The organism is Allochromatium warmingii, assembly GCF_900107145.1.
GTDB classification, from domain to species: Bacteria; Pseudomonadota; Gammaproteobacteria; order Chromatiales; family Chromatiaceae; genus Thermochromatium; species Thermochromatium warmingii.
Genome location: NZ_FNOW01000019.1, coordinates 1 through 21,225 on the forward strand (window position 1 = coordinate 1; position 21,225 = coordinate 21,225).

The 21,225-nt window shown below is 56.1% G+C and carries 17 protein-coding genes; 5 read left to right on the forward strand and 12 right to left on the reverse strand.

Features of this window, described 5'->3' with window-relative positions; all coding sequences use genetic code 11:
* The first annotated feature begins 387 nt into the window (after nt 1–387).
* The gene (locus tag BLW10_RS07280; protein WP_091333503.1) at nt 388–1,263 is read left to right on the forward strand and encodes a TauD/TfdA family dioxygenase; all 876 of its coding nucleotides are present in this window, start codon (nt 388–390) and stop codon (nt 1,261–1,263) included.
* A gap of 170 nt (nt 1,264–1,433) precedes the next feature.
* Here BLW10_RS07280 and BLW10_RS07285 read toward each other — a convergent pair whose 3' ends face one another.
* Complete coding sequence (locus BLW10_RS07285; protein ID WP_091333504.1) at nt 1,434–4,559, reverse strand: efflux RND transporter permease subunit; 3,126 nt, start codon at nt 4,557–4,559, stop codon at nt 1,434–1,436.
* The gene (locus BLW10_RS07290; protein WP_091333506.1) at nt 4,556–5,590 is read right to left on the reverse strand and encodes an efflux RND transporter periplasmic adaptor subunit; all 1,035 of its coding nucleotides are present in this window, start codon (nt 5,588–5,590) and stop codon (nt 4,556–4,558) included. Before BLW10_RS07290 ends, BLW10_RS07285 begins: the two co-directional genes overlap by 4 nt.
* Nucleotides 5,591–5,754: 164 nt before the next feature.
* Here BLW10_RS07290 and BLW10_RS07295 point away from each other — a divergent pair, with 164 nt between their 5' ends.
* Complete coding sequence (locus BLW10_RS07295) at nt 5,755–6,039, forward strand: hypothetical protein (RefSeq protein ID WP_091333507.1); 285 nt, start codon at nt 5,755–5,757, stop codon at nt 6,037–6,039.
* A 96-nt stretch (nt 6,040–6,135) separates the two neighbouring features.
* Here the strand turns inward: BLW10_RS07295 and accC are convergent, their stop codons facing one another.
* The 6 genes from accC to BLW10_RS07325 form a co-directional block, all read right to left on the reverse strand.
* Nucleotides 6,136–7,476 (reverse strand): acetyl-CoA carboxylase biotin carboxylase subunit, encoded by a 1,341-nt coding sequence (gene accC / locus BLW10_RS07300; protein ID WP_091333509.1) that lies wholly within the window; start codon nt 7,474–7,476, stop codon nt 6,136–6,138.
* 22 nt (nt 7,477–7,498) lie between these two features.
* A complete protein-coding gene (accB, locus tag BLW10_RS07305; protein ID WP_091333510.1) occupies nt 7,499–7,975 on the reverse strand; it encodes an acetyl-CoA carboxylase biotin carboxyl carrier protein in 477 nt (158 codons plus the stop codon).
* A gap of 4 nt (nt 7,976–7,979) precedes the next feature.
* Nucleotides 7,980–8,441 (reverse strand): type II 3-dehydroquinate dehydratase, encoded by a 462-nt coding sequence (gene aroQ / locus BLW10_RS07310; protein ID WP_091333572.1) that lies wholly within the window; start codon nt 8,439–8,441, stop codon nt 7,980–7,982.
* A 229-nt stretch (nt 8,442–8,670) separates the two neighbouring features.
* On the reverse strand, nt 8,671–9,678 hold the full coding sequence (locus BLW10_RS07315; RefSeq protein ID WP_245709189.1) for a GGDEF domain-containing protein: 1,008 nt from the start codon (nt 9,676–9,678) through the stop codon (nt 8,671–8,673).
* 83 nt (nt 9,679–9,761) lie between these two features.
* Nucleotides 9,762–11,081 (reverse strand): RNA-guided endonuclease IscB, encoded by a 1,320-nt coding sequence (iscB, locus tag BLW10_RS07320; protein WP_091333514.1) that lies wholly within the window; start codon nt 11,079–11,081, stop codon nt 9,762–9,764.
* A gap of 422 nt (nt 11,082–11,503) precedes the next feature.
* Nucleotides 11,504–12,121, reverse strand: a complete 618-nt coding sequence (locus tag BLW10_RS07325; RefSeq protein WP_091333573.1) for a biliverdin-producing heme oxygenase — start codon at nt 12,119–12,121, stop codon at nt 11,504–11,506.
* 58 nt (nt 12,122–12,179) lie between these two features.
* Between BLW10_RS07325 and BLW10_RS07330 the strand changes: the two genes are divergently transcribed.
* Nucleotides 12,180–13,760, forward strand: a complete 1,581-nt coding sequence (locus tag BLW10_RS07330; RefSeq protein WP_091333515.1) for a GAF domain-containing protein — start codon at nt 12,180–12,182, stop codon at nt 13,758–13,760.
* A gap of 36 nt (nt 13,761–13,796) precedes the next feature.
* Nucleotides 13,797–14,648, forward strand: a complete 852-nt coding sequence (locus tag BLW10_RS07335; protein WP_091333517.1) for an SDR family NAD(P)-dependent oxidoreductase — start codon at nt 13,797–13,799, stop codon at nt 14,646–14,648.
* A 15-nt stretch (nt 14,649–14,663) separates the two neighbouring features.
* Here BLW10_RS07335 and dnaQ read toward each other — a convergent pair whose 3' ends face one another.
* From dnaQ to BLW10_RS07350, 3 genes are read right to left on the reverse strand one after another with little or no spacing between them, the layout of a single operon-like run.
* Nucleotides 14,664–15,383, reverse strand: a complete 720-nt coding sequence (dnaQ, locus tag BLW10_RS07340) for a DNA polymerase III subunit epsilon (protein WP_091333518.1) — start codon at nt 15,381–15,383, stop codon at nt 14,664–14,666.
* Nucleotides 15,384–15,385: 2 nt separating this feature from the next.
* On the reverse strand, nt 15,386–15,865 hold the full coding sequence (rnhA, locus tag BLW10_RS07345) for a ribonuclease HI (RefSeq protein ID WP_091333520.1): 480 nt from the start codon (nt 15,863–15,865) through the stop codon (nt 15,386–15,388).
* Nucleotides 15,858–16,607, reverse strand: coding sequence for a class I SAM-dependent methyltransferase (locus tag BLW10_RS07350; protein WP_091333521.1), 750 nt, complete (start codon nt 16,605–16,607; stop codon nt 15,858–15,860). The genes rnhA and BLW10_RS07350 overlap by 8 nt, the downstream gene beginning before the upstream one ends.
* A gap of 179 nt (nt 16,608–16,786) precedes the next feature.
* Between BLW10_RS07350 and BLW10_RS07355 the strand changes: the two genes are divergently transcribed.
* Nucleotides 16,787–18,220, forward strand: a complete 1,434-nt coding sequence (locus tag BLW10_RS07355; protein WP_091333523.1) for a transglycosylase SLT domain-containing protein — start codon at nt 16,787–16,789, stop codon at nt 18,218–18,220.
* A 133-nt stretch (nt 18,221–18,353) separates the two neighbouring features.
* Here the strand turns inward: BLW10_RS07355 and clpB are convergent, their stop codons facing one another.
* A complete protein-coding gene (gene clpB / locus BLW10_RS07360; protein WP_091333525.1) occupies nt 18,354–20,948 on the reverse strand; it encodes an ATP-dependent chaperone ClpB in 2,595 nt (864 codons plus the stop codon).
* Between the last annotated feature and the right edge of the window lie 277 nt (nt 20,949–21,225).

The following is a 21,225-nucleotide window of genomic DNA, read 5'->3' on the forward strand; positions in this document are numbered from 1 at the left end:
GTAAGTCTGGGTTTTCAATTTTTATATTTCGCACTCTCATCGTGAAAACCTCTTTTATTTACTATAATTATAGACACTTCTGCAAATAACTATAAATGTGAATTAAATGAATTAAATGTGAATTAAATGGGTCAGGTTCGGTTTATTTTTCAAGGCCGAATCTAATTCATCAAACCACCTAACACGGTGCTCCAGCCGAAGCCAGTTTCGCTCTCGCTGATGCTCGATAAATCCGCGTCAGCTAGAATCGGTTACAATAAAGCTAATTATCTACTGGATTTTTTGTGCAGACGTGGTTAGCCGATGTAAGCTTAAGCTGGCCGATCTTTCCGCGCTCGCCCGTCGCTGCACGCGGGTATTCTCAAATCGCTGGAGACGCTTGATTTTATGTCTGTTTCACCTTTCGCCCTTGACGACGATTCAGCCTATCAGCACTGGCGCGAACACAAGCTCGCGCAGACTCCGACCGATCTTGCGGCGCTCATCGTCGAAATCCGCGATCCGCGACAACTCACCGCAGCCGAGCGCACGGCACTGCTCGACCGCTGTCGGCGTACCAATATGGCGATCTATATTGGAACAACGGGCGACGATCCCGATAAAGCGATTCCGCGTATGCTCGGGGCGCAACTCGGTTTACATTGCCTCGATCATAATGCCGGAGCCGATGACGATGCGATTACTTCATTAACGGTGCAAACAGATGCCCGACATCGTGATTACATTCCGTATTCAAATCGCGCAATTTCGTGGCACACCGACGGCTATTACAATCGCCCCGAACAGCAAATTCATGGTTTGCTATTACATTGCGTGCAGCCAGCGGCTGAGGGCGGACAAAACGATCTGCTTGATCATGAAATCGCCTATATTTTACTCCGCGACCAGAATCCTGAATTTATTCGTGCCTTGATGCATTCGGAGTGCATGACGATTCCGGCGAATCATGTTGATGGTGAAGAAGTGCGACCCGATCAAACCGGCGCAGTTTTTACAGTGCGGGCAGATGGACGCTTACATATGCGTTATACCAATCGCGCCCGCAATATTCGTTGGCGTGATGATGCCGTAACACGCGAAGCGGTCGCGGCACTGAAATCACTACTGGAAACAGGCACGCCCTGGATGATGAGCGGACGATTAGAGGCGGGCTGGGGTTTAATCAGCAATAACGTGCTGCATACGCGCAGTGGTTTTACTGATGGAGCAGTGCCGCGTTTGTTATATCGGGCGCGATATTATGATCGGCTGCAAGAGACATGATAGATTCGGGCTTTCAGCTATCAGCCGCCTGCGACCAGTGTTTAGGAGTTATGAAGCCTTGAGCTTTGTGACTAAAAATAATTAGACAGGATTAACAGGATTGATTTAAAAATAAATTCAAAATTGTCTTAAAAAATCCTGTCAATCTTGAACAATTCTGTTAATCCTGTCTAAATCTGCGCCTGACTCTCTTGCTCTAATTGCCGTTTCACTGCCCCGGGTGAACCAGTACACCGCGCTAGTCGATCATAGGCCACTGGCACCACGAACAGCGTAAATACGGTCGCCGCTAATACGCCGAATAAAATCACAACCCCAATCACAGCGCGGGTTTCCGATCCTGCGCCACGCGATAACAACAGCGGCACCGCACCCGCTGCGGTAGTAATGCCGGTCATTAAAATCGGGCGCAAGCGCGTTTCACTGGCTTCGAGCAGCGCGGCACGCAAGGCTAAACCTTGATCGCGTAATTGATTGGCAAATTCGACAATCAAAATGCCGTTTTTCGCGGCTAATCCTACCAGCATCACTAAGCCAATCTGACTGAATAGATTAAGACTGTGCCCGGTGAGCCAGAGACCGAATAACGCGCCCGCCATCGCTAATGGCACGGTGAGCATAATCACGAACGGATGAATCCAGCTTTCAAATTGCGCCGCTAGCACTAAATACACAACAATTAAGCCGAGCACAAAGACAAATAACACCCCAGCGGCGCTATTTTTGAAATCACGGCTCTGACCTTTGTAATCAATTTGGGCGTGTTCGGGCAGATGGGTGCGGACTTTAGTTTCGAGATAAGCGAGTGCATCACCGAGCGCCAGCCCCTCGGCGAGACTGGCTTCCAGCGTGATTGCTCGCACACGATTAAAGCGATTAAGGCTGGGCGATTCGGCGATCTCCGATACCTGCGCGAGGCTGGCGAGCGGAATCAGCGCCTCGGTACGCGCCGAGCGAATAAACACATGATCGAGACTGGTCGGGGTGCGTTGACTGTCGCGCTTGCCTTCGAGGATCACGTCGTATTCTTCGCCCTGATCCAGATAGGTCGTCACCCGCCGCGAGCCAAGCAGGGTTTCGAGCGTGCGCCCGAGTGCGCCGACCGTCACCCCAAGATCGGCGGCACGGTCGTAGTCGATTGCAACCCGCAGTTGCGGCTTAGTTTCTTTGTAATCCCAGTCGATGCCGGTTAGCCCTGGATTGTCTTGGTCAATGGCCGCCAGCAGGGTGTCGCGCCACGCGGCCAATTCTTCATAGCTGCCGCCGCCGAGCACGAATTGCACCGGTTTACTGGTGCGGGTGCCAAACCCTTGCCGCATCACCGGAAATGCCCGCACGCCGGGCAGATCGGCGAGCGTGGCGCGGACTTCATCCATGATGACCCACGCGGAACGGCGGTTGGCGTGGCGGTCGAGCACCACGACCACCATGCCGGTGTTAAAGCTCGCGGTGTTAGAAAAGGCTCGCGGACTGCGCACTAACAGCCGAATCGCCTCGCCACTCTCGGCATAGGGCAGCAAGCGCCGCTCGATTTCGGCCAGATACCGCTGCATATAAGCGTGCGACGCGCCCTCGGGGCCGTTGACGAGAATAAAAAACGCGCCGCGATCTTCCTTCGGCGTGTATTCCTGCGGGATCTGCGTAAACAGCCACCCCGCCGCGCCCAGCGTTGCGATCAGCGTCACCAGCACGATCCAAGATTGACGCAATAGCCCATCGAGCAGCCGCCGATAGCCGCGCCGAATCAGTAGAAATGCGCGATCAATCTGGGTTGCCAAGCCGAACCGAGCTTGGGGCTTTGTTGTTACGGCATGGGCGGGCGGGAGGATTTTTGAGGCCAGCATCGGCGAGAGCGATAGCGCGACGATGGACGAAAACACCACCGCTGCCGCCATCGTCAAGGCAAATTCAGCAAACAAGCGCCCAAGATCGCCCTGCAAAAACGCAATCGGCACGAACACGGCGACGAGCACAAGCGTCGTTGCGACCACGGCAAAGCCAACCTGCCGCGCTCCGCGATAGGCGGCCACAAGGCGCGTTTCGCCGTACTCTTCCATGCGGCGATGAATGTTTTCCAGCACCACAATCGCATCATCGACCACCAGCCCAATGGCCAGCACCAGCGCCAGCAGCGTCAAAATGTTGATGGAAAAGCCTAGCCACAGCAGCACGGTAAAGGTTGCCACCACCGAGACCGGCACCGTGACCGCTGGCACCAGCGTCGCTCGCCAACTGCCCAAAAACAGAAAAATCACCAGCACTACCAGCCCAATCGCCAGTACCAGCGTGCTGTAAACCGCGTCAATCGCTTCTTCAACAAACACCGAGCTGTCGAAACTTTGGCTGAGGTGCATCCCCTCGGGCAGCGACTGATTGATGCGCTCCATCTCGGCTTTCGCCGCCTGCGCGACAGTGACGGTATTGGCGGTCGATTGCTTGATGATTCCTAAGCCAACCATCGGCTGACCATTGCCGCGAAACAGGGTGCGTGATTCTTCGGTGCCGCGTTCGACCCGCGCTACATCGCCGAGCCGCACTAAATAGTCATCGTCACCGCGCTTGAGCACCAGTTGCGCAAAATCCTCGGCGGTATTAAACGCCCGCTCCACGCGCACGCTAAATTGACGGTCAAGCGATTCGACCGCACCGGCTGGCAGTTCGATATTTTCCGCCCGCAGCGCCTCCTCGACATCAGCGACTGTCAGGTCACGCGCTGCTAGAGCATGGCGGTCGAGCCAGATGCGCATGGCATAGACCTGTTCACCACCGACCTGCACCCGCGCCACGCCTTCGAGCACCGAGAACCGATCCACCAGATAGCGCCGCGCATAATCCGATAATTGCGGCACGCTCAGGTGTTCGCTGGAGAGATTGAACCAGACGATCACATCATCATTGCTATCGACCTTTTGGATTTCGGGCGGATCAGCTTCGCTCGGCAACTGGTCGATGATCCCCGCAACGCGATCCCGCACATCATTGGCGGCGCTATCAACATCACGGTCAATGCTGAACTCGATACTGATGCGCGAGCGCCCGTCCTCGCTGCTCGATTCGACACTGCGCATCCCCGCCACGCCGGCGATGCGCTCTTCGATGATCTGGGTAATCCGGCTCTCAACCACAGCGGCGGCGGCACCACGATAAGTCGTCGAGATTGACACCACCGGCGGGTCAATATCGGGAAATTGACGCAGTGGCAGGCGATCAAAGGCGACCAATCCGAACGCGACCAGCAGCAGTGACAGCACACTGGCCAAAACCGGACGGGTGATGGAGAGATCGGACAGGATCATGGCGCGGCACGCGGGCCATCGATCAGGCGCAGCGGCTGACCGGGGCGCACTTTTTCCTGACCGTCGGTGATGACCCGCGCTGTCGCGGTCAGGCCGTCACGAATCTCAACCCAGCCCGGCAGCCGCGTGCCGATGCGCACCGCGATCCGGGTGGCGGTCAAACCGCGTTCATCGTCCTCTAGTCGCATCACAAAGTGTTCGGCCCCGCGCTGCACAATCGCTGCTTCGGGAACGGTCAGTGCCTCGCGTGGATCAAGCCGCAGAGTGACCTGCATCAGCAGCCCAGGTTTTAAGCGCAACTCAGGATTGGGCAAAATCGCCCGCACCCGCACCGAACGGGTGATCGGATCAATGCGGCTGTCGATGCCGCGCACCACGCCGCTAAACACCTGTGTACCAAAGGCCGGACTGACTGCCGCGATGGGCAATCCGGGCTGAAGCGCGGCCAGATGCGCACTCGGTACGCTGAAATCGAGCTTCATCAGCCGATCATCGTCGAGCGTGGTAATCAGATCGCCCGGCTCGACCAACGCGCCGACGCTCACATGCCGCAATCCAAGCATACCGGCAAAGGGCGCTTTGATGACACGATCCGCGACCCGCGATTGCAGCGCCGCCAACAGCGCCTGCGCTGCATTCAGATCGCGCTGGCGCTCATCGAGCAGCGATTCCGACGCCGACCGCTGCGTCACCAGTGATTTAACGCGCTGATATTGGCGCTCGGCTTCGTGAGCGCGGACTTCGGCTTCATCAAGCAGCGCGTGCTCTTCGGCGCTAGTCAGCTCGACCAATGGCGCACCGGCTGGCACGCGCTGCCCGTCATCAAAATGCAGTGCTGAGATGGTCTCCGTGACCCGCGAGGTGATGGCGACGGATTCATTAGCTTGCAGCGTGCCCAGCGCCTCAACTTCCTGACTCATCGGCTGGATGCGCACCGAGGCAGCGACGACGGCCAGCGGTGGCGCAGCGGCAGCGATGGTGGTCAGTCCTGCCAGCAGTACGATCAGGATTGGGATGAGGGCGACGGGCATGGGTGGGACTCGTTTGTCTTTGAATTTTCAGATTATCAACAATCGCACAGACTCAATACATAAAGTATATGTGGGAGCATATCTAGAATAGAACCGCACAGAATGCGACACTTACCCACTCACAATTCACCCTAAAACATCATCCAACCGGATCATTCAGTACCATGACCATGATTACTCCAAACGCGATTGACGATGCCCTAAATGCCTGTGTTTATGCCCGTGATGAACGCAAAGCACCGGACGCGCATCGGCGCAGTAAATTTCTCGTTGGTTGGGAGGATGCCACGCAGCATCAAAAGATTTATACAGACGAGGCACTTGAACGGCTCACCTGGAAAAATCTCGGCTACCGTTTAGGACAGCATTTCGGTGCGCAGACAGCGGCTGAAATTGATGCGGTATTTGATTATCTGACTGAAGTTTGGAATCGCACCGCGACCGCTTAAATGCACCGCGCTGCTACAGGCTTGCAATAGCACTCGCATTAACTTGCTTGTCTCTGACGCAATCAAAACTCGCGTCAGAGACAAGCGACTCACCGCTCACACACCCAACATCTTTTCGAGATAGTGAATATTCGCGCCACCGGCGAGAAAAGCACCATCGCGCATAATTGCACGCTGAAGTTTGATGTTGGTGTTAATACCCTCAATCACCGTTTCGCGCAACGCATTGCACATGCGAGCAGTCGCAGCTTCGCGGTCTTCACCATGCGTGATGAGCTTACCGATCATCGAATCATAGTGACAGGGCACGGTATATCCCGAATAAATATGGGTGTCGATCCGCACCCCAGGGCCGCCCGGAGCATGAAAATCGGTAATCTTGCCCGGACTTGGCATAAAGGTTTCGGGATGTTCGGCATTGATACGACATTCAATCGCATGGCCGCGCATCTGAATATCGGCTTGTCGATAACGCAAGGGTTCGCCAGCAGCAATTAAAATCTGCTCTTTGACAATATCGACGCCTGTGACTAATTCCGTAACCGGATGCTCAACTTGAACGCGGGTGTTCATTTCGATGAAATAAAACTGCCCGTTTTCATACAGAAATTCAAACGTCCCGGCACCGCGATAGCCAATCGAGCGACAGGCCGCTGCACAGCGTTCGCCGATTTCGCGCCGCTGTTGCTCGGTAATGCCGGGCGCGGGCGCTTCTTCGACAACCTTTTGATGGCGGCGCTGCATCGAGCAATCGCGCTCACCGAGATGAATCGCGTTGCCCATTTGATCGGCGAGCACTTGAAATTCGATATGGCGTGGGTTCTCTAAGAACTTTTCCATATACACCATATCGTTATTAAATGCCGCTGCTGCTTCCGCACGGGTCAGCGCAATCGCATTTAATAAGGTCGCTTCGGAATGCACCACGCGCATTCCGCGCCCGCCGCCGCCACCAGATGATTTAATCATGATCGGATAGCCGATCTCACGGGCTAATTCGAGCGTGCGTTTTTTATTATCATCAATTGGGCCATCCGAGCCAGGCACGCAGGGTACGCCGGCGGCTTTCATCGCGGCAATCGCTGAGACTTTATCGCCCATTAAGCGAATGGTTTCAGGACGTGGCCCGATGAAAATAAAGCCGGATTTTTCGACGCGCTCGGCAAAATCGGCATTTTCCGATAAAAAGCCATAGCCTGGATGAATGGCGACGGTATCAGTGACTTCAGCGGCGCTGATTAACGCCGGAATATTTAAATAGCTCTGCAATGCTGGAGCTGGGCCAATACAGACCGATTCATCGGCGTGTAGAACATGCTTTAAATCGCGGTCAGCTTCCGAATGTACCGCGACAGTTTTAATGCCGAGTTCGCGGCACGCTCGCAAAATGCGCAGGGCAATTTCGCCGCGATTGGCGATGAGAATTTTCTCAATCATGGCAGACATAATACAGCGGCCCTCAGTCGATTAAGAACAGCGGTTGGTTGTATTCAACCGGCTGTCCATTTTCGACTAAGATGCGCTTGATCGTTCCCGATTGTTCGCATTCGATCTGATTGAGAATTTTCATCGCCTCAATAATGCAGAGCGTATCACCAGCTTTGACGGCGTGCCCTTCTTCAACAAAGGGTTTTGATCCCGGCGCGGGCGCACGATAAAAGGTGCCGACCATCGGCGAGCGCACCAACGTGCCGGTGATGATTTCTTCGGCCTCTTCACTGGCGGCGGCGCTGGCAGACGCGGCAGCCGACGGCGCGGCACCGGCGTTCATGGGCATCGCCATCGGCATCCCCTGAGGCATGTAGAACGGCATCGCCGCACCGCCGTTGATGTGACGGCTGATGCGCACCGATTCCTCGCCCTCGTGGATCTCGATCTCAGCTACGTCGGATTGCTCCAACAACTCGATCAGCTTTTTGACCTTGCGAATATCCATCGTTTTAGGTGTTCTCGTTCGTTGAGTCCTGCGCCAAGCGGCCCAGCGCGGCGCGGAGCGCCAACGTGTACCCTTCGGCCCCGAGTCCGCAGATGACGCCCACTGCGATGTCAGAAAAATAGGAGTGGGCGCGGAATGGCTCGCGGGCGTGTACATTCGAAAGATGTACTTCGATGAAGGGGATGGCCACGGCGAGGAGGGCATCGCGCAAGGCGACGCTGGTGTGGGTAAAGGCGGCCGGATTGATGAGGATAAAACGCACCTCGTCGCGCCCGGCCTGATGTATCGCCTCGATCAAAACATGTTCGGCATTGCTTTGCACGAATCCTAGCGCGTGACCGGCGGCCTGAGCCTCGGCGCGAAGTTGGCGCTCGATGTCAGCGAGGGTGACGCGCCCGTAATGACTGGGTTCGCGGGTTCCGAGCAGATTGAGATTCGGCCCGTTGAGGACGAGGATCGAGGGCATGGCGCGACTGCCTGACAGACCAAAAAGGGGATGGGGGGGTGCGTCATTGCCGACCGGCCAAAATCGGCGGCAAATCGCGGCGAATTGTCCCGATTTCATCCGATCTTGTCCAGCGAGCATCGGAAGTTACTTTGAGCTTTCAGCGTTTTTCAGCGTTTTCAGCGGCCAAAACTAGGATGCTCTAAGCTGCTAACCGCTATGTGGAATCGCATCACTTCGGATGCGCCAATCACACCACAACCACGCGATCCCGTCCGCCTTCTTTAGCGAGATATAAACCGCGATCTGCTCGTTCAATGAACGACTCCGATGTTTCACCGGGTTGAAAGCGGGTTAAACCAATCGAAACAGTAATCGAGCGAATGGTATCCTGCGTGCTTTTACGGCGAATGTGTAGAGTGGCAATTTGACGGTGAATCTCAGCGGCAAGCTGCTGCGCGACGGCTAATTCATCATTTACAATCACCGCAAATTCTTCGCCGCCATAGCGTGCAACAAATACGCGCTCATTGTGCAAATGTGCGAGCACCTGTCCGACAACTTCCAGCACGCGATCACCCATTACATGCCCATAGCTATCATTGAGTCGCTTAAAATGATCGAGGTCGATGATTAAAAGGCAGGTCGGCTCATCGGGTGCGGACAATGATTGAGCAAGGGCTTCATCAAAAGCGCGGCGATTGGGAATCTGCGTCAGTGCATCTATCCGCGCTTGGCGCTCACTGGCTTCTAATTCGCGCTTAAGCTGTTCAACTTGGGCGTTGGCTGATTCGAGTTCATTGCAAAAAACTTGCGTTTGGTGCGCTAAATCACGGGTTTCTGTGAGCAATTGCCCGAGCATAAAGCGGATATGTTCTTGATCGACATTATTTTCAAAGACTTCTATTGCTTCGCGCAAGCTGGCTCCGTAATCCTGCGCGTCACGTAGATTACGCGAAACAGCCCGTGTCAACTGCGTGACAATATCGACAATCAGATCGCGGACTTGCGGGCTGCTAGGTAGGTAATGCTTGACGAAGTACTCAAAAAACAAGACTTCGCTAATTTCAGGGTTATAGGGGCCGCTTTCGGGAAATTCAGCCAGCAAAGCGCGGCTGAGTTCTGGCGAAGCGTTCTGCACATGCGCATACCAGAGTGCATAATTATAGGGCGTTGGCGGAATACGACGGCGTACCATCAGCGGCACTGCCATGCGTAGATAATCCGAAGCTGTACTGAGATCATCCTTGAAATTCATCCGGTTCACGCTCATCAATCTTACGCGAGAAACCCCGTCCTAATTATAGGGCTGGGAGGCAGAGCGCACGGTGCGGAGCACCATTAAGCCGCCAATCTCGCTTCCTCCGGTTGTGTTAGGTTGAATGAATAACCATAACCATCAGCGCGTTGCAGCACTGAGCAATGGCGATGAGCAATCCCTTGAATTACGCCGGTGGCGGTTTGAATATTGAAGCTGCCGGAGGTGCGCACCGCCACGCGCCCGACGTGAACTCCAGCTTTTTTACCGCTCGGTATGTGAGCGATGACCCGATCCCCGGTCTGAAATCCATGAATGCGCTTGTGGCGCATCAGATGACCACGCGGAAAGCCGAAGCGATTCAGTCGCGTGCGCTGATAGCTACCACGTCCCATCGCTTTAATAGCGAGTGTGGGGATTTGCCAATTGTGTAGCGCATCAAGCTTACCAACACAGGCGGCATCGAGCGCATGAGTTTTGGGAATACCGAGGCGTTGGCGGTTGTATTTGGTTTGACCACCTGAGCCGGTTTTGACTTGCAGGCCGGTGGCCTTGAGTGCATTAAACAGTGCCCAACGAGTCGTATTAACGGCAGCGGCATCTTTTAATGGAGCCTGAGCCTGCGCTTGAATCTGTTTAAGTAATTCCAATTTATGTTTCAGGAATGCTTCAATCGACTGTGCGCCTTTTTTGTGATTACAGGGCGCACAGGCTAACGTCAAATTGCTCAGGCGATTGGAACCACCAGCGGATTTAGGGCGAATATGTTCGATCTGAAGCGGAACCTGTTGTGCTCCACAATAAGCACAGGTGCGCTGCCATTTTTCTAATAAATATTCGCGCACTTCATACCCAGCTAATTCACCTTGCTGATATTCAATTCCACTGATTTCAGGATGCTGCATCGCTTGCAAATCAAAACGCACCAATTCCTGAGTGATTTCTGTAATCGGTGCAAGTCGGCGTAAGCGTTTTACCCAATTGATCGTTGTCTCGACACGATGACGCAGACTCGGTGCCAACCAGCCTTTTGGTTTGGTGCGATTGAGAAAGCGTGGGGCACGATAGCGGAGATTCGCGGAGCGCCGACGACGACGCATCGCACTACGTGCCCGCAGTGCTTCGCTGATTTGATAACCGCGATGGGTCAGTTCAGCTAACCACACTACAGACTCATCACGACGTACTACTTCACGCACTAGCGCAATCCCAGTGGTTTTGCTCCCCGGGTCAAGCTTTAGGCGCAGCGGTTGTAATACGCCGCCGATTCGATCCTTTAATCGGATCGTAAAAGGCACTAAACGCACCACCACCGCCCGACCGCGTTCAAGTAACAACCGTGCTCGCTTTTCCGAGCACGGCATCAGCGGTCTTTTCTGTTTATTCAGTACAAAAACAGACATATATTCACACTCAAACATCTGCCCTTACGGGCCTAGTAACGGAAGCCCAAAGGCTTCGCTCCCCTCGGGACTGTCTACAACCGGCTCCCGCTTCGCAGCGGCGATCAGAACCTTCGGCGTTTTACCTTGCGCCAGCCTAATCCTGACCTTTCAGAGCGGCGGACTGAGGAAGCATCCGCCGGTGAGTCTTGACGACCTATTGTAAACGGAGCGGGTTGGTTACCGCTTTCCCTGGTCAACGTGGCTTGCGAGTCACCTCACAAGCCCCTGCCATAAGGCGGGGGTTCGTTGACCGCTGGATTCGCCGCGAATTAGGTTGCAACATCGCGAAGCGGCGCTCCTGCGTACAGGTGGCGCTAGCTTCCAATTTCATTTATCGCGTCCCGTGCGATGGTGTTCTACGCCTAAGCTGGCAGCCGATTTCAACTCCCCTCAATCCGCTGGTGCAGATAGGCAAACACCGCCAGCGCCCCGGCGATCACCTGATCGGGGACTAGCGCCTGATGCAGCGCCAGCGTATTGAGGGCAGAAGTAAAGGCTTTCCATGCAGCGGCGGTCTGATCGCTGTGGAAATCGAGAAACCGTGCCGCGCCCAGCGACTCGCCGAGACGGCGCCGCAGATGACGCGCAATCGTCCGTCCGCCCAGCGTCGCCCCTTCCAGTACATACAGACCGCCGACGGTGGCGCTGAGATCGTGGGGCAAGGCAAGCGTCGCGGTCATCGCGACCAGTCTGGGATGATAGGTCAAGCCCTGTTCATCGAGATCGGCCAGCAGCGCCGGCAGCTTCGGGCGCACTCCGAGTTGTTCACGGATCGCCGGATCAATCACATCAAACAGCGTGCGTTCCAGCGGCGCAAGAATACTGACCATCGCGTGCAAATACTGCTGATAGGCCGCTAGCGTCACCGTCTCAGCGGTCAGTTGCGCCATCAGTGGCAACAGCTCAATCTCGGCATGAACGCCTGCCGTAGCACGGCGCAGCACACGGGCAAGATCGCGGTCAGTGCATGACGCAGAACCGGTTGCAGGATACGGCATAACACTGTCCATCTGGTTTAAGATCGCGCTACCCGACTTCAATACCCGAACCCCCATCATGAGCGAATCCCTAGCACCGGGCTTTTTGGCTGAATGCGAGCGTGAGCAGTTGCATCATGTCCAGTCTATCCAACCTTGGGGTTGCGTGCTAGGCGGTCGCACGGGTGCGCCAATCGTCGAGGTGGTCAGCGCCAATCTGCCCGCTTGGACGGGCTGGATACCCGAAGCGGTGTTAGGTCAGGCGCTCACAACCCTGCTGCCGGAGTTTCCACCGCAGACCGAACTGACCGATATTACCAACGCCCCGGATGCGTGGATGCTGGCAGCCAGCGATAAGCGGTTCTATCCGGCGCTGCTCGCGGGGCCGAGCGGCCCGCTCGATGGTTTGCTCTCCTGCAATGCGCACAACTGGCTGCTCGAATTAGAACCAGCTTTGCCCAGCGAGCAACAGGCCGATGCCTATCGTCCGGTGCCGCATCGCCTCTATCGGATGCCGTATTCAGAGCGCGATTGGGCCAGTCATTGCCAGTATCTTGCTGATGAGCTGCGCACCGCGAGCGGCTTTGAACGAGTGATGATTTATCGCTTTCGTCACGATGGGTGCGGCGAGGTCATCGCCGAGAGTCTGCGTGACGGACTGCCGCCCTATCTTGGGCTACGCTATCCGGCATCGGATATTCCACAGATTGCCCGTCAGCTCTATCGACTCAACTCCCATCGTCAGATCCCCAACATTGCCGCGCCGCCGGTGCCGTTGCTCAGTCTGGAGCCGGAAGCGGTCGCCGATTTAACGCTGTCGGATCTGCGTGCCGTCTCGCCGGTGCATCTGGAATATCTCAAAAATATGGGCGTCACCGCCTCGCTGTCGTTTTCGATTCTTATCAGCGGCGAGCTGTGGGGGCTGATTGCCTGTCATCATTCCGCGCCGCGTCATCTGGCGCTGCCGGTGCGCTTGCGCTGTGCTGAGATGACGCAGGTGTTTACGCTGGCGATCTCAGGCTATCAAAGTACACAACGGCTGATGGATCTGAACGAAAGCGATCAAGAGATTCTCGCGCTGTTGGCCGCGCTGCGCCTAGTGGATGATGAGCGCGATTTGATCGCCGAACTCGGAACTGGTCGTGCGAATGTAATCGACCACACCCTCGCGCAAGCCCTGCTATCGCTGGCGCGAGCAACGGGCGCGGCGCTGGTTGATGCGTCCAATATTGTGACTGTCGGCCAGACGCCAGAGGTGAGCGACATTCGCGCTCTGGTCAACTGGCTGCATGAAACCGTGACTGCGCCGATTTTTGTCACCGACCGGCTCGCGGCGCTCTATCCCGAAGCCATCGCCTTTGCTGAACTCGGAAGCGGTCTGATGGCGGTGCGGGTTGACGGCTATCGTGAGACCGGCGACCGCTGGTTTTTATGGTGGCGACCCGAGCAACCGCATACTGTTTACTGGGCGGGCGATCCGCGCAAAGGTGCGCTCTTTGATGAACAACGCCAAGTACTCTCGCCGCGTTCCTCGTTTGCCCGCTGGATTGAAACCACAGCGCGTCAGTCCGAACCCTGGACGGACGCCGATTGGCTCCGCGCTAAGAAGTTTCGCAGTCTGGTGCTACACGACATCAATGCGCGTTTTTTGGGGCGGTGAGCGGCATCACTGTCTGATAGCTTACAGGACTCACCCATGAACACGGCGCTCATCACTGGTGCAAATTCTGGATTGGGCCGCGCCTGCGCACAGGCGCTCGCGGCGGCGGGTTGGCGCGTGGGATTAGTCGCCCGCGACCGCACACGCGGTGCAGCGGCGCTGGCTGAAATTCAAGCCACAACCGGCAATCCGCATTTACATCTGTTTGTCGCCGATTTGGTCAGTCAAGCTGAGGTGCGGGCACTGGCCGCTGCGGTGCTTGCGCAGTTCGATCACCTACAGTTGCTCATCAATAATGCCGGAACAGCATTTCGTGAACGGCGGCTGAGTCCTGATGGCATCGAGCGGGCGCTGGCGATCAATCATCTTGCGCCATTTTTACTCACACAGTTGTTGCTCGACCGGCTGACGGCCAGTGCTCCAGCACAGATTGTCAATATCAGCACCCGCATAAACACCGCGCTCGATCTCGATGATTGGAACTGGGAGCGCCGCCCGTATCGCATGATGGCCGCCTATGGTCAGTCGAAGCTTGGCAATCTGCACCTGACATTCGAGCTGGCGCGACGGCTCGCCGATAGCGGCGTGCGCGTCAACGCAGTTTTTCCGGGTGTGTTCCGCTCCAATCTCGGCGGCACCGATGGCGCACAAGGGCGGTTCTGGCGCGTACTTGATCGTCTGATTGGCTGGGCACTGCCGACACCGGAGCAGGTCGCTCGCCGATTGCTGCCGCTGCTGCTGGATACCTCGCCGCCGCTGTTGCACGGCGCGTATCTCGATCAGCGTCGCCGCCTGTTGCCAGCTCCGGCGCAAGCGCGTGATCCGGCGCTCAATCAGCGGGTATGGGCGTTGAGCGTAGCCGCGACGGGGTTGGATCAGCCGCGCTAATTTCCCGTCGATTCTTCACTCTTCCCGCAACCACACACAGGCCCCGCTGGCCGCCTGAATCGCTGCCAACCGCGCCTGATGCGCGGCACATTCCTCAGCCGTAGCACGCACAATCGGCAAGCGCGGGCGATTCGGATCCAGACGACCGCGCAGACTCGCCTGCTCGCCGCCGCTATTCAGATCGCCGCGCTCGCCGCCGAGCAGCAGCGTCACCTGCCCGCCGGTCATCGCTAAATAGACATCTGCAAGAATCTCAGCATCGAGCAACGCGCCATGCAGCGTGCGTTCTGTGTTGTCGATCCCGTAGCGTTTACAGAGTGCATCGAGGCTATTGCGCTGGCCCGGATGCAGGCGTCGCGCCAGCAGCAGGCTATCGGTCACGGTGCATAGATCGGCGATGCGTGGCGCATCCGCACCGCGCCATAACGTCAATTCGTGGTCGAGAAAGCCGGCATCGAATGCCGCGTTATGAATAATGAGTTCGGCATCACGCAAATAATCCAGCAGACGCTCGGCGATCTCGGCAAAACGCGGTTTCGATGCCAGAAACGGATTGCTGATGCCATGTACCGCTTCGGCTTCGGCGTCGATGTCGCGGTCAGGATTGAGATATTCGTGAAAATTATGACCACTCGGGCGGCGGTCGATCAGCTCAACACAGCCGATCTCAATTATCCGATGTCCGTCACGCGGTTCGAGGCCGGTGGTTTCGGTATCGAGCACGATTTGACGCATGTTTAGCGCCCTCCTGATTGCGGCACGCCGCGATTCGCAAGTTGATCGGCGCGTTCATTTTCAGCATGTCCGGCGTGACCTTTGACCCAGCGCCAACTGACCGTATGCTGGCGCAACGCCAGATCGAGACGCTCCCATAGATCGCGATTTTTGACCGGCTGTCGGCCAGCGGTCAGCCAGCCGTTGCGCTTCCAGCGTGGCAGCCATTCGCCAACACCGCGTTTGACATATTGCGAATCAGTGGTAATGCGGATCGGCGTTGGACGCTTGAGGGCTTCGAGTGCTTGAATCACCGCCATCAGTTCCATGCGATTATTCGTCGTTTCGTGCTCACCGCCGTATAGTGTTTTTTCGACCGCACCCCAGCGCAACAGCACGCCCCAGCCGCCCGGCCCCGGATTGCCTTTGCAGGCACCATCGGTAAAGGCTTCGACGCAATTCGCACCATTAGCACTATCAGCATCATTAGCACCATCAGACATGGCCAGTTCCTCGCGTGGTCGGACGCACAGCGCCGCCCGGAAGTAGCGCACGACGGCAGGCGCGATAGGGTTTAATCGGGGTCAGGGTCGCCACACGCTTGACGGCACGCATCGCGTATACCCCACCGAACAGCGGCGCGAGGCGGCGACCGAGTGCTGCAAGCACCGAGCAGCGCCCGATGAACGCGGCTAACGGCGGTGGGCAGATAAGTGTTCGTTCGCGGGCTTCGATCTCAAATCCCTGTTCCCGCAACCACCGCTCAACCTGCCACGCACTGTGCCAGCGGCCACTGCTGAACGCCCGCCGTCGCCCTAATCCCCAGAGACTCAGCGGCTCAAATCCCAGCAACACGAGGCGTCCGTGCGGAATCAGCACGCGCTCGACTTCCGCGAGTAACACACGAGGTTGAGCGGTCGATTCGAGCGTATGCGGCAACAGCACTGCGTCCAGACTCTCGCTGGCCAGCGGCAGTGCGTGCAGATCCGCGACCAAACTGGCACCAGTTGCGCGGGCTGCCGTCAGCGTCGGCGCGAGGCGCACGCGCTGCCGAATCCGACTTGCCGCTAATGCCGAATCAAAGTGCTCGCCAGCGCCAATCTGCACCAGATAATAGCCAAAGGTATTGGCCAGCAACCGCTGCACAATCGCGCATTCGCTCTGCGCCAGCACCGCGCCCGGTGCCGTGCGCAACCACGCCTGCAAAGGATCGGATTGATCTGACTGAAGGGGATCTGTGCTCATGCGTAGCGCCTCTGTAGGGACTACATGGTACCCGTGATCGTCGGTCGCTGTCCCCGCGCCGCGAGGCGTTTCCAGACGCGCAATTCTGGAATTTAGCGCCCCCTTTGCGTATGATAGCTGGACAATTTTCATAATGTTTCGCTAAATCAAGGCGTTACGTTCATCGACTCGGGGTTTCCATGCCAGAAGTCAAACTTCTGGGGCCGACCGCCTGTGCGCTCTCGGCCCTCGCCCTCCCCTTTTTTACTGGGTGCGCTAGTCACAGCACCGTCGCCGAACGAGATCAATCCTTAGACCTCTATGCCGGTGTCGTCTCGGCGCGTGATTATGGCTATGTGCGCCCAGCACGCGATGTCAAGGTCACCGCCCGCTCACAAACAGTTGAGCGGGATCGCATCGGTCACGGTCAGGATCTGTGGCAGCGCGTGCGCTCGGGGATGCAACTCAACCTACAAGCACACGCCCATATCGACAGTGCGCTCGAACGCTTCCGCCGCGATCCGCGCTATCTGGAGCGCCTGTCGCAGCGCGGAGCACCCTATCTGCCGGTGATTGTTGCTGAGATCGAGCGGCGCGGCCTGCCAATGGAGCTGGCGCTTTTGCCGCACATCGAGAGCCGCTATAACCCAGCGGCGACCTCACCCAAATCCGCCGCTGGCATCTGGCAATTCATGCCTAGCACGGCGCGTGATATGGGCTTACATTTAGATGAAGCAACCGACGAACGCCGTGATGTCATTGCTTCCACTCGTGCGGCATTGGATTATCTGGAACGGCTCAATAAACGCTTTGAAGGCGATTGGGAATTAACAATGGCCGCCTATAACTGCGGCCCGGGTTGCGTATCTGCTGCAATAGATACAAACCGCCGTCAGGGATTACCGACTGATTTCTGGTCACTGAATCTGCCGAATGAAACGCGGCAGTATGTGCCACAAATTCTCGCCGCATCGCGTTTAGTAGCCGATGCGCGGCGTTATGGTCAACATCTGCCCGCGATTGCCGACCGAATTGGGGTTGATGTGATTCGCTCGAATCAACCGATGGATTTAGCCAAGCTCGCGCTCGATACCGGCATTAATCTCGATGAGCTAAAAAAGCTCAATCCAGACTTAAAACTCGGGCGCTGGTCACGACCAGATATTACGGCATTAAATGTGCCGCAAGGTCAGGGCGCACGCATTCGCGCCAAAGCTCCAGCAATTCAGCTCGATGCACTGCCCGTGATTGGACGACGCGCAGCTCCGGCGCGTTTAGCTGCACGTCAGCCGCCAGCGACACCTGCGACATCCGCCACGCGCACGCATCTTGTCAAAACAGGCGAAACGCTGGCTGCTGTGGCGCAGCGGCATGGCTTAGATCGCCAAACCCTAGCCGAAGCCAATGGTTTAACTGAGCACGATCCGTTATTACCCGGGCAAACGCTCGAATTGCCAATGCGTCACGCATTGCCAGCGGTAATTACGCATCGCGTACAACCCGGCGAATCCCTCACCGGCCTCGCTCGCCGCTATAACGTCTCAACCGAAGAAATCCGTCGCTGGAATCAACTAGCGGATAATGTGCTGAAAAGCGGCGCGATGGTGCGGATTTATTTGCGGGATCGGTCGTAGAGTGCGCTGCCATCACCCGATGTTGTTTATCTAATTTACATCTGGATTTTTAGTTTACTATTCAACGACCACCAACTTTAGCCGGTGGTTGTTGGAAGTAACTTAGCAAGACACTTACCCAAATGCGCGTTGTTTAAACACCATCACCGCGCACTACCCGCTCAAAAACAAATTGCTCGCCATTTAGCCCAACTGCAATTAAATCGCCCGGGCCAAATTTACCCGCCAAAATCTGCTGTGCCAGCGGATTTTCTAGTTGGGCGCGAATAGCTCGCTTGAGCGGACGCGCACCATAAACCGGATCAAATCCGGCTGCGCCTAAATGATCGAGCGCCGCATCACTGACCTCAAGCTGCATCTCGCGCTCGGCTAAACGCTGCTGCAAATAACCAAGCTGAATCCGCGCAATGGCGCGAATCTGCGTCTGTTGCAGCGGATGAAAAACGACGATCTCATCGAGACGGTTAATAAACTCAGGACGAAAAGCAAGACGCACACGCTCCATAACTGCCGCTTTCATATCAGCATACTGCGCTTCATTGGCGCGTTGCTGAATGATCTCTGACCCAAGATTTGAGGTCATGACAATCACTGCATTGCGAAAATCAACCGTCCGCCCTTGTCCATCTGTTAAACGGCCATCATCAAGCACCTGTAACAGCACATTAAAAACATCAGGATGTGCCTTTTCGACTTCATCGAGCAAAATCAAGCTATAAGGCCGCCGCCGAATGGCTTCGGTTAAATACCCGCCCTCTTCATATCCGACATAGCCAGGCGGTGCGCCAATCATTCGCGCCACTGAATGTTTTTCCATAAATTCCGACATATCAATGCGGATCATCGCCGCTTCGGTGTCGAATAAAAAGCTCGCTAAGGCTTTACAAAGTTCGGTTTTACCAACACCCGTCGGCCCGAGAAATAAAAATGAGCCAATCGGTCGCCCCGGATCGGATAAACCAGCGCGTGAGCGACGAATTGCATCACTCACAGCACGCACGGCTTCGCTTTGCCCAACCACGCGCTGTTCGATTTCGGATTCCATGCGTAACAGCTTGTCGCGCTCACCTTCGAGCATTTTTGCGACCGGAATGCCCGTCCATTTTGAGACCACTTCGGCCACTTCTTCATCCGTGACTTTATTGCGCAATAGTCGATTATCACCGTGCTCAATTTCAACCGCAGCGGTGAGTTGTTTTTCTAATTCCGGGATGCGGCCATAGGCTAATTCGGACATCCGCGCTAAATCACCGGCACGACGCGCCGCTTCCATATCAATGCGAGCGCGGTCGAGTAATTCTTTAATCTGTGCGGTGCCCTGTACCGCAGCTTTTTCGGCTTTCCAAATCGCGTCAAGATCGGCAAATTCACGTTCGAGTCGCTGAATTTGACCTTCTAAATCCGTGCGTCGTTTGCGTGAAGCCTCATCGGATTCTTTTTTCAGCGCCTCGCGTTCCATTTTCAATTGAATTAAGCGGCGGTCGAGCCGATCCATTGCTTCGGGCATGGAGTCGATTTCCATGCGAATGCGCGAGGCGGCTTCGTCAATCAGATCAATGGCTTTATCGGGTAATTGCCGGTCGGCAATATAACGATGTGAGAGCGTGGCGGCGGCGACAATCGCGGTATCGGTGATTTCGACCGCATGATGTACTTCATAACGCTCTTTTAAGCCACGCAGAATAGCGATGGTGTCGGCGACATTCGGCTCATCGACCAGTACTTTTTGAAAGCGCCGTTCGAGTGCCGCATCTTTTTCGACATATTTGCGGTATTCGTCGAGCGTGGTTGCGCCGACACAGTGTAATTCACCACGCGCTAATGCAGGTTTGAGCATATTGCCGGCATCCATTGCGCCTTCTGCTTTACCCGCGCCGACCATCGTGTGCAGTTCGTCAATAAAGAGAATGATCTTGCCTTCTTGACGGGCAATATCATTTAATACAGCTTTGAGTCGTTCTTCAAATTCACCGCGAAATTTCGCACCAGCAATCAATGCTGCCATATCGAGTGCCAGCAGCCGTTTCTGTTTTAGCCCTTCGGGAACTTCATTATTGACAATGCGCTGGGCTAATCCTTCGAGAATGGCGGTTTTACCGACACCGGGTAAACCAATTAATACCGGATTATTTTTGGTGCGCCGCTGCAAAACTTGAATGGTGCGGCGAATTTCATCATCGCGTCCAATGACTGGATCGAGCTTGCCTTGCTCGGCGCGTTCGGTCAGGTCAATGGTGTATTTTTGTAACGCTTGGCGCTGTTCTTCGGCGTTGGGATCGTTGACGGCTTGGCCGCCGCGCACCGTCTGAATCGCCTGCTCAATCGCGCTCTTGCTGGCTCCGGCTTGGCGCAGGGCGTTGCCAAGAGTGCCGGTGTCGTCGAGCGCGGCGAGCACGAACAGTTCGGAGGAGATGTATTGATCGTTGCGCTGCTGCGCGAGCTTGTCGGTGAGATTGAGCAGGCGCGAAAGATCGTTGCTGATATGGACATCGCCGCCGACACCCTGCACGGTCGGCAGGCGTTCGAGTGCCGCGCCGAGCGTTGAGCGGAGTGTGTTAGCGTTGACATCAGCGGTGTTGAGCAGATGGCGGATGGTGCCGCCGACTTGATCGAGCAGGGCAACCATCAAATGAACAGGTTCGATGAATTGATGGTCGCGCCCGAGGGCAAGGCTTTGGGCGTCGGCAAGGGCGAGTTGGAATTTGGCAGTCAGTTTGTCCTGGCGCACGGTCGGTGACTCCTATAAATATCCGGTCAAGTTGGCGGGGAATTTGGGGCGAGGTGGTGGGGGAATCAAGCGTTGGGGGCGGTGTGTCAAGTCCCTATAGCATGTTTCGTTAGTCAACTGATGCTGGAAGGCACGCTCTCGCCGCATTCTGTGTGTTCTAGCGAGACGGCCTTGCTATCGCCATCGCTGCGGCATAGGCTGAAGTTCGCCCAAGCTTGTGTCATAATTTTTGGCTAATCATCGCGTGCTACGGCTTGGATCCCACCCCTGCAACGGA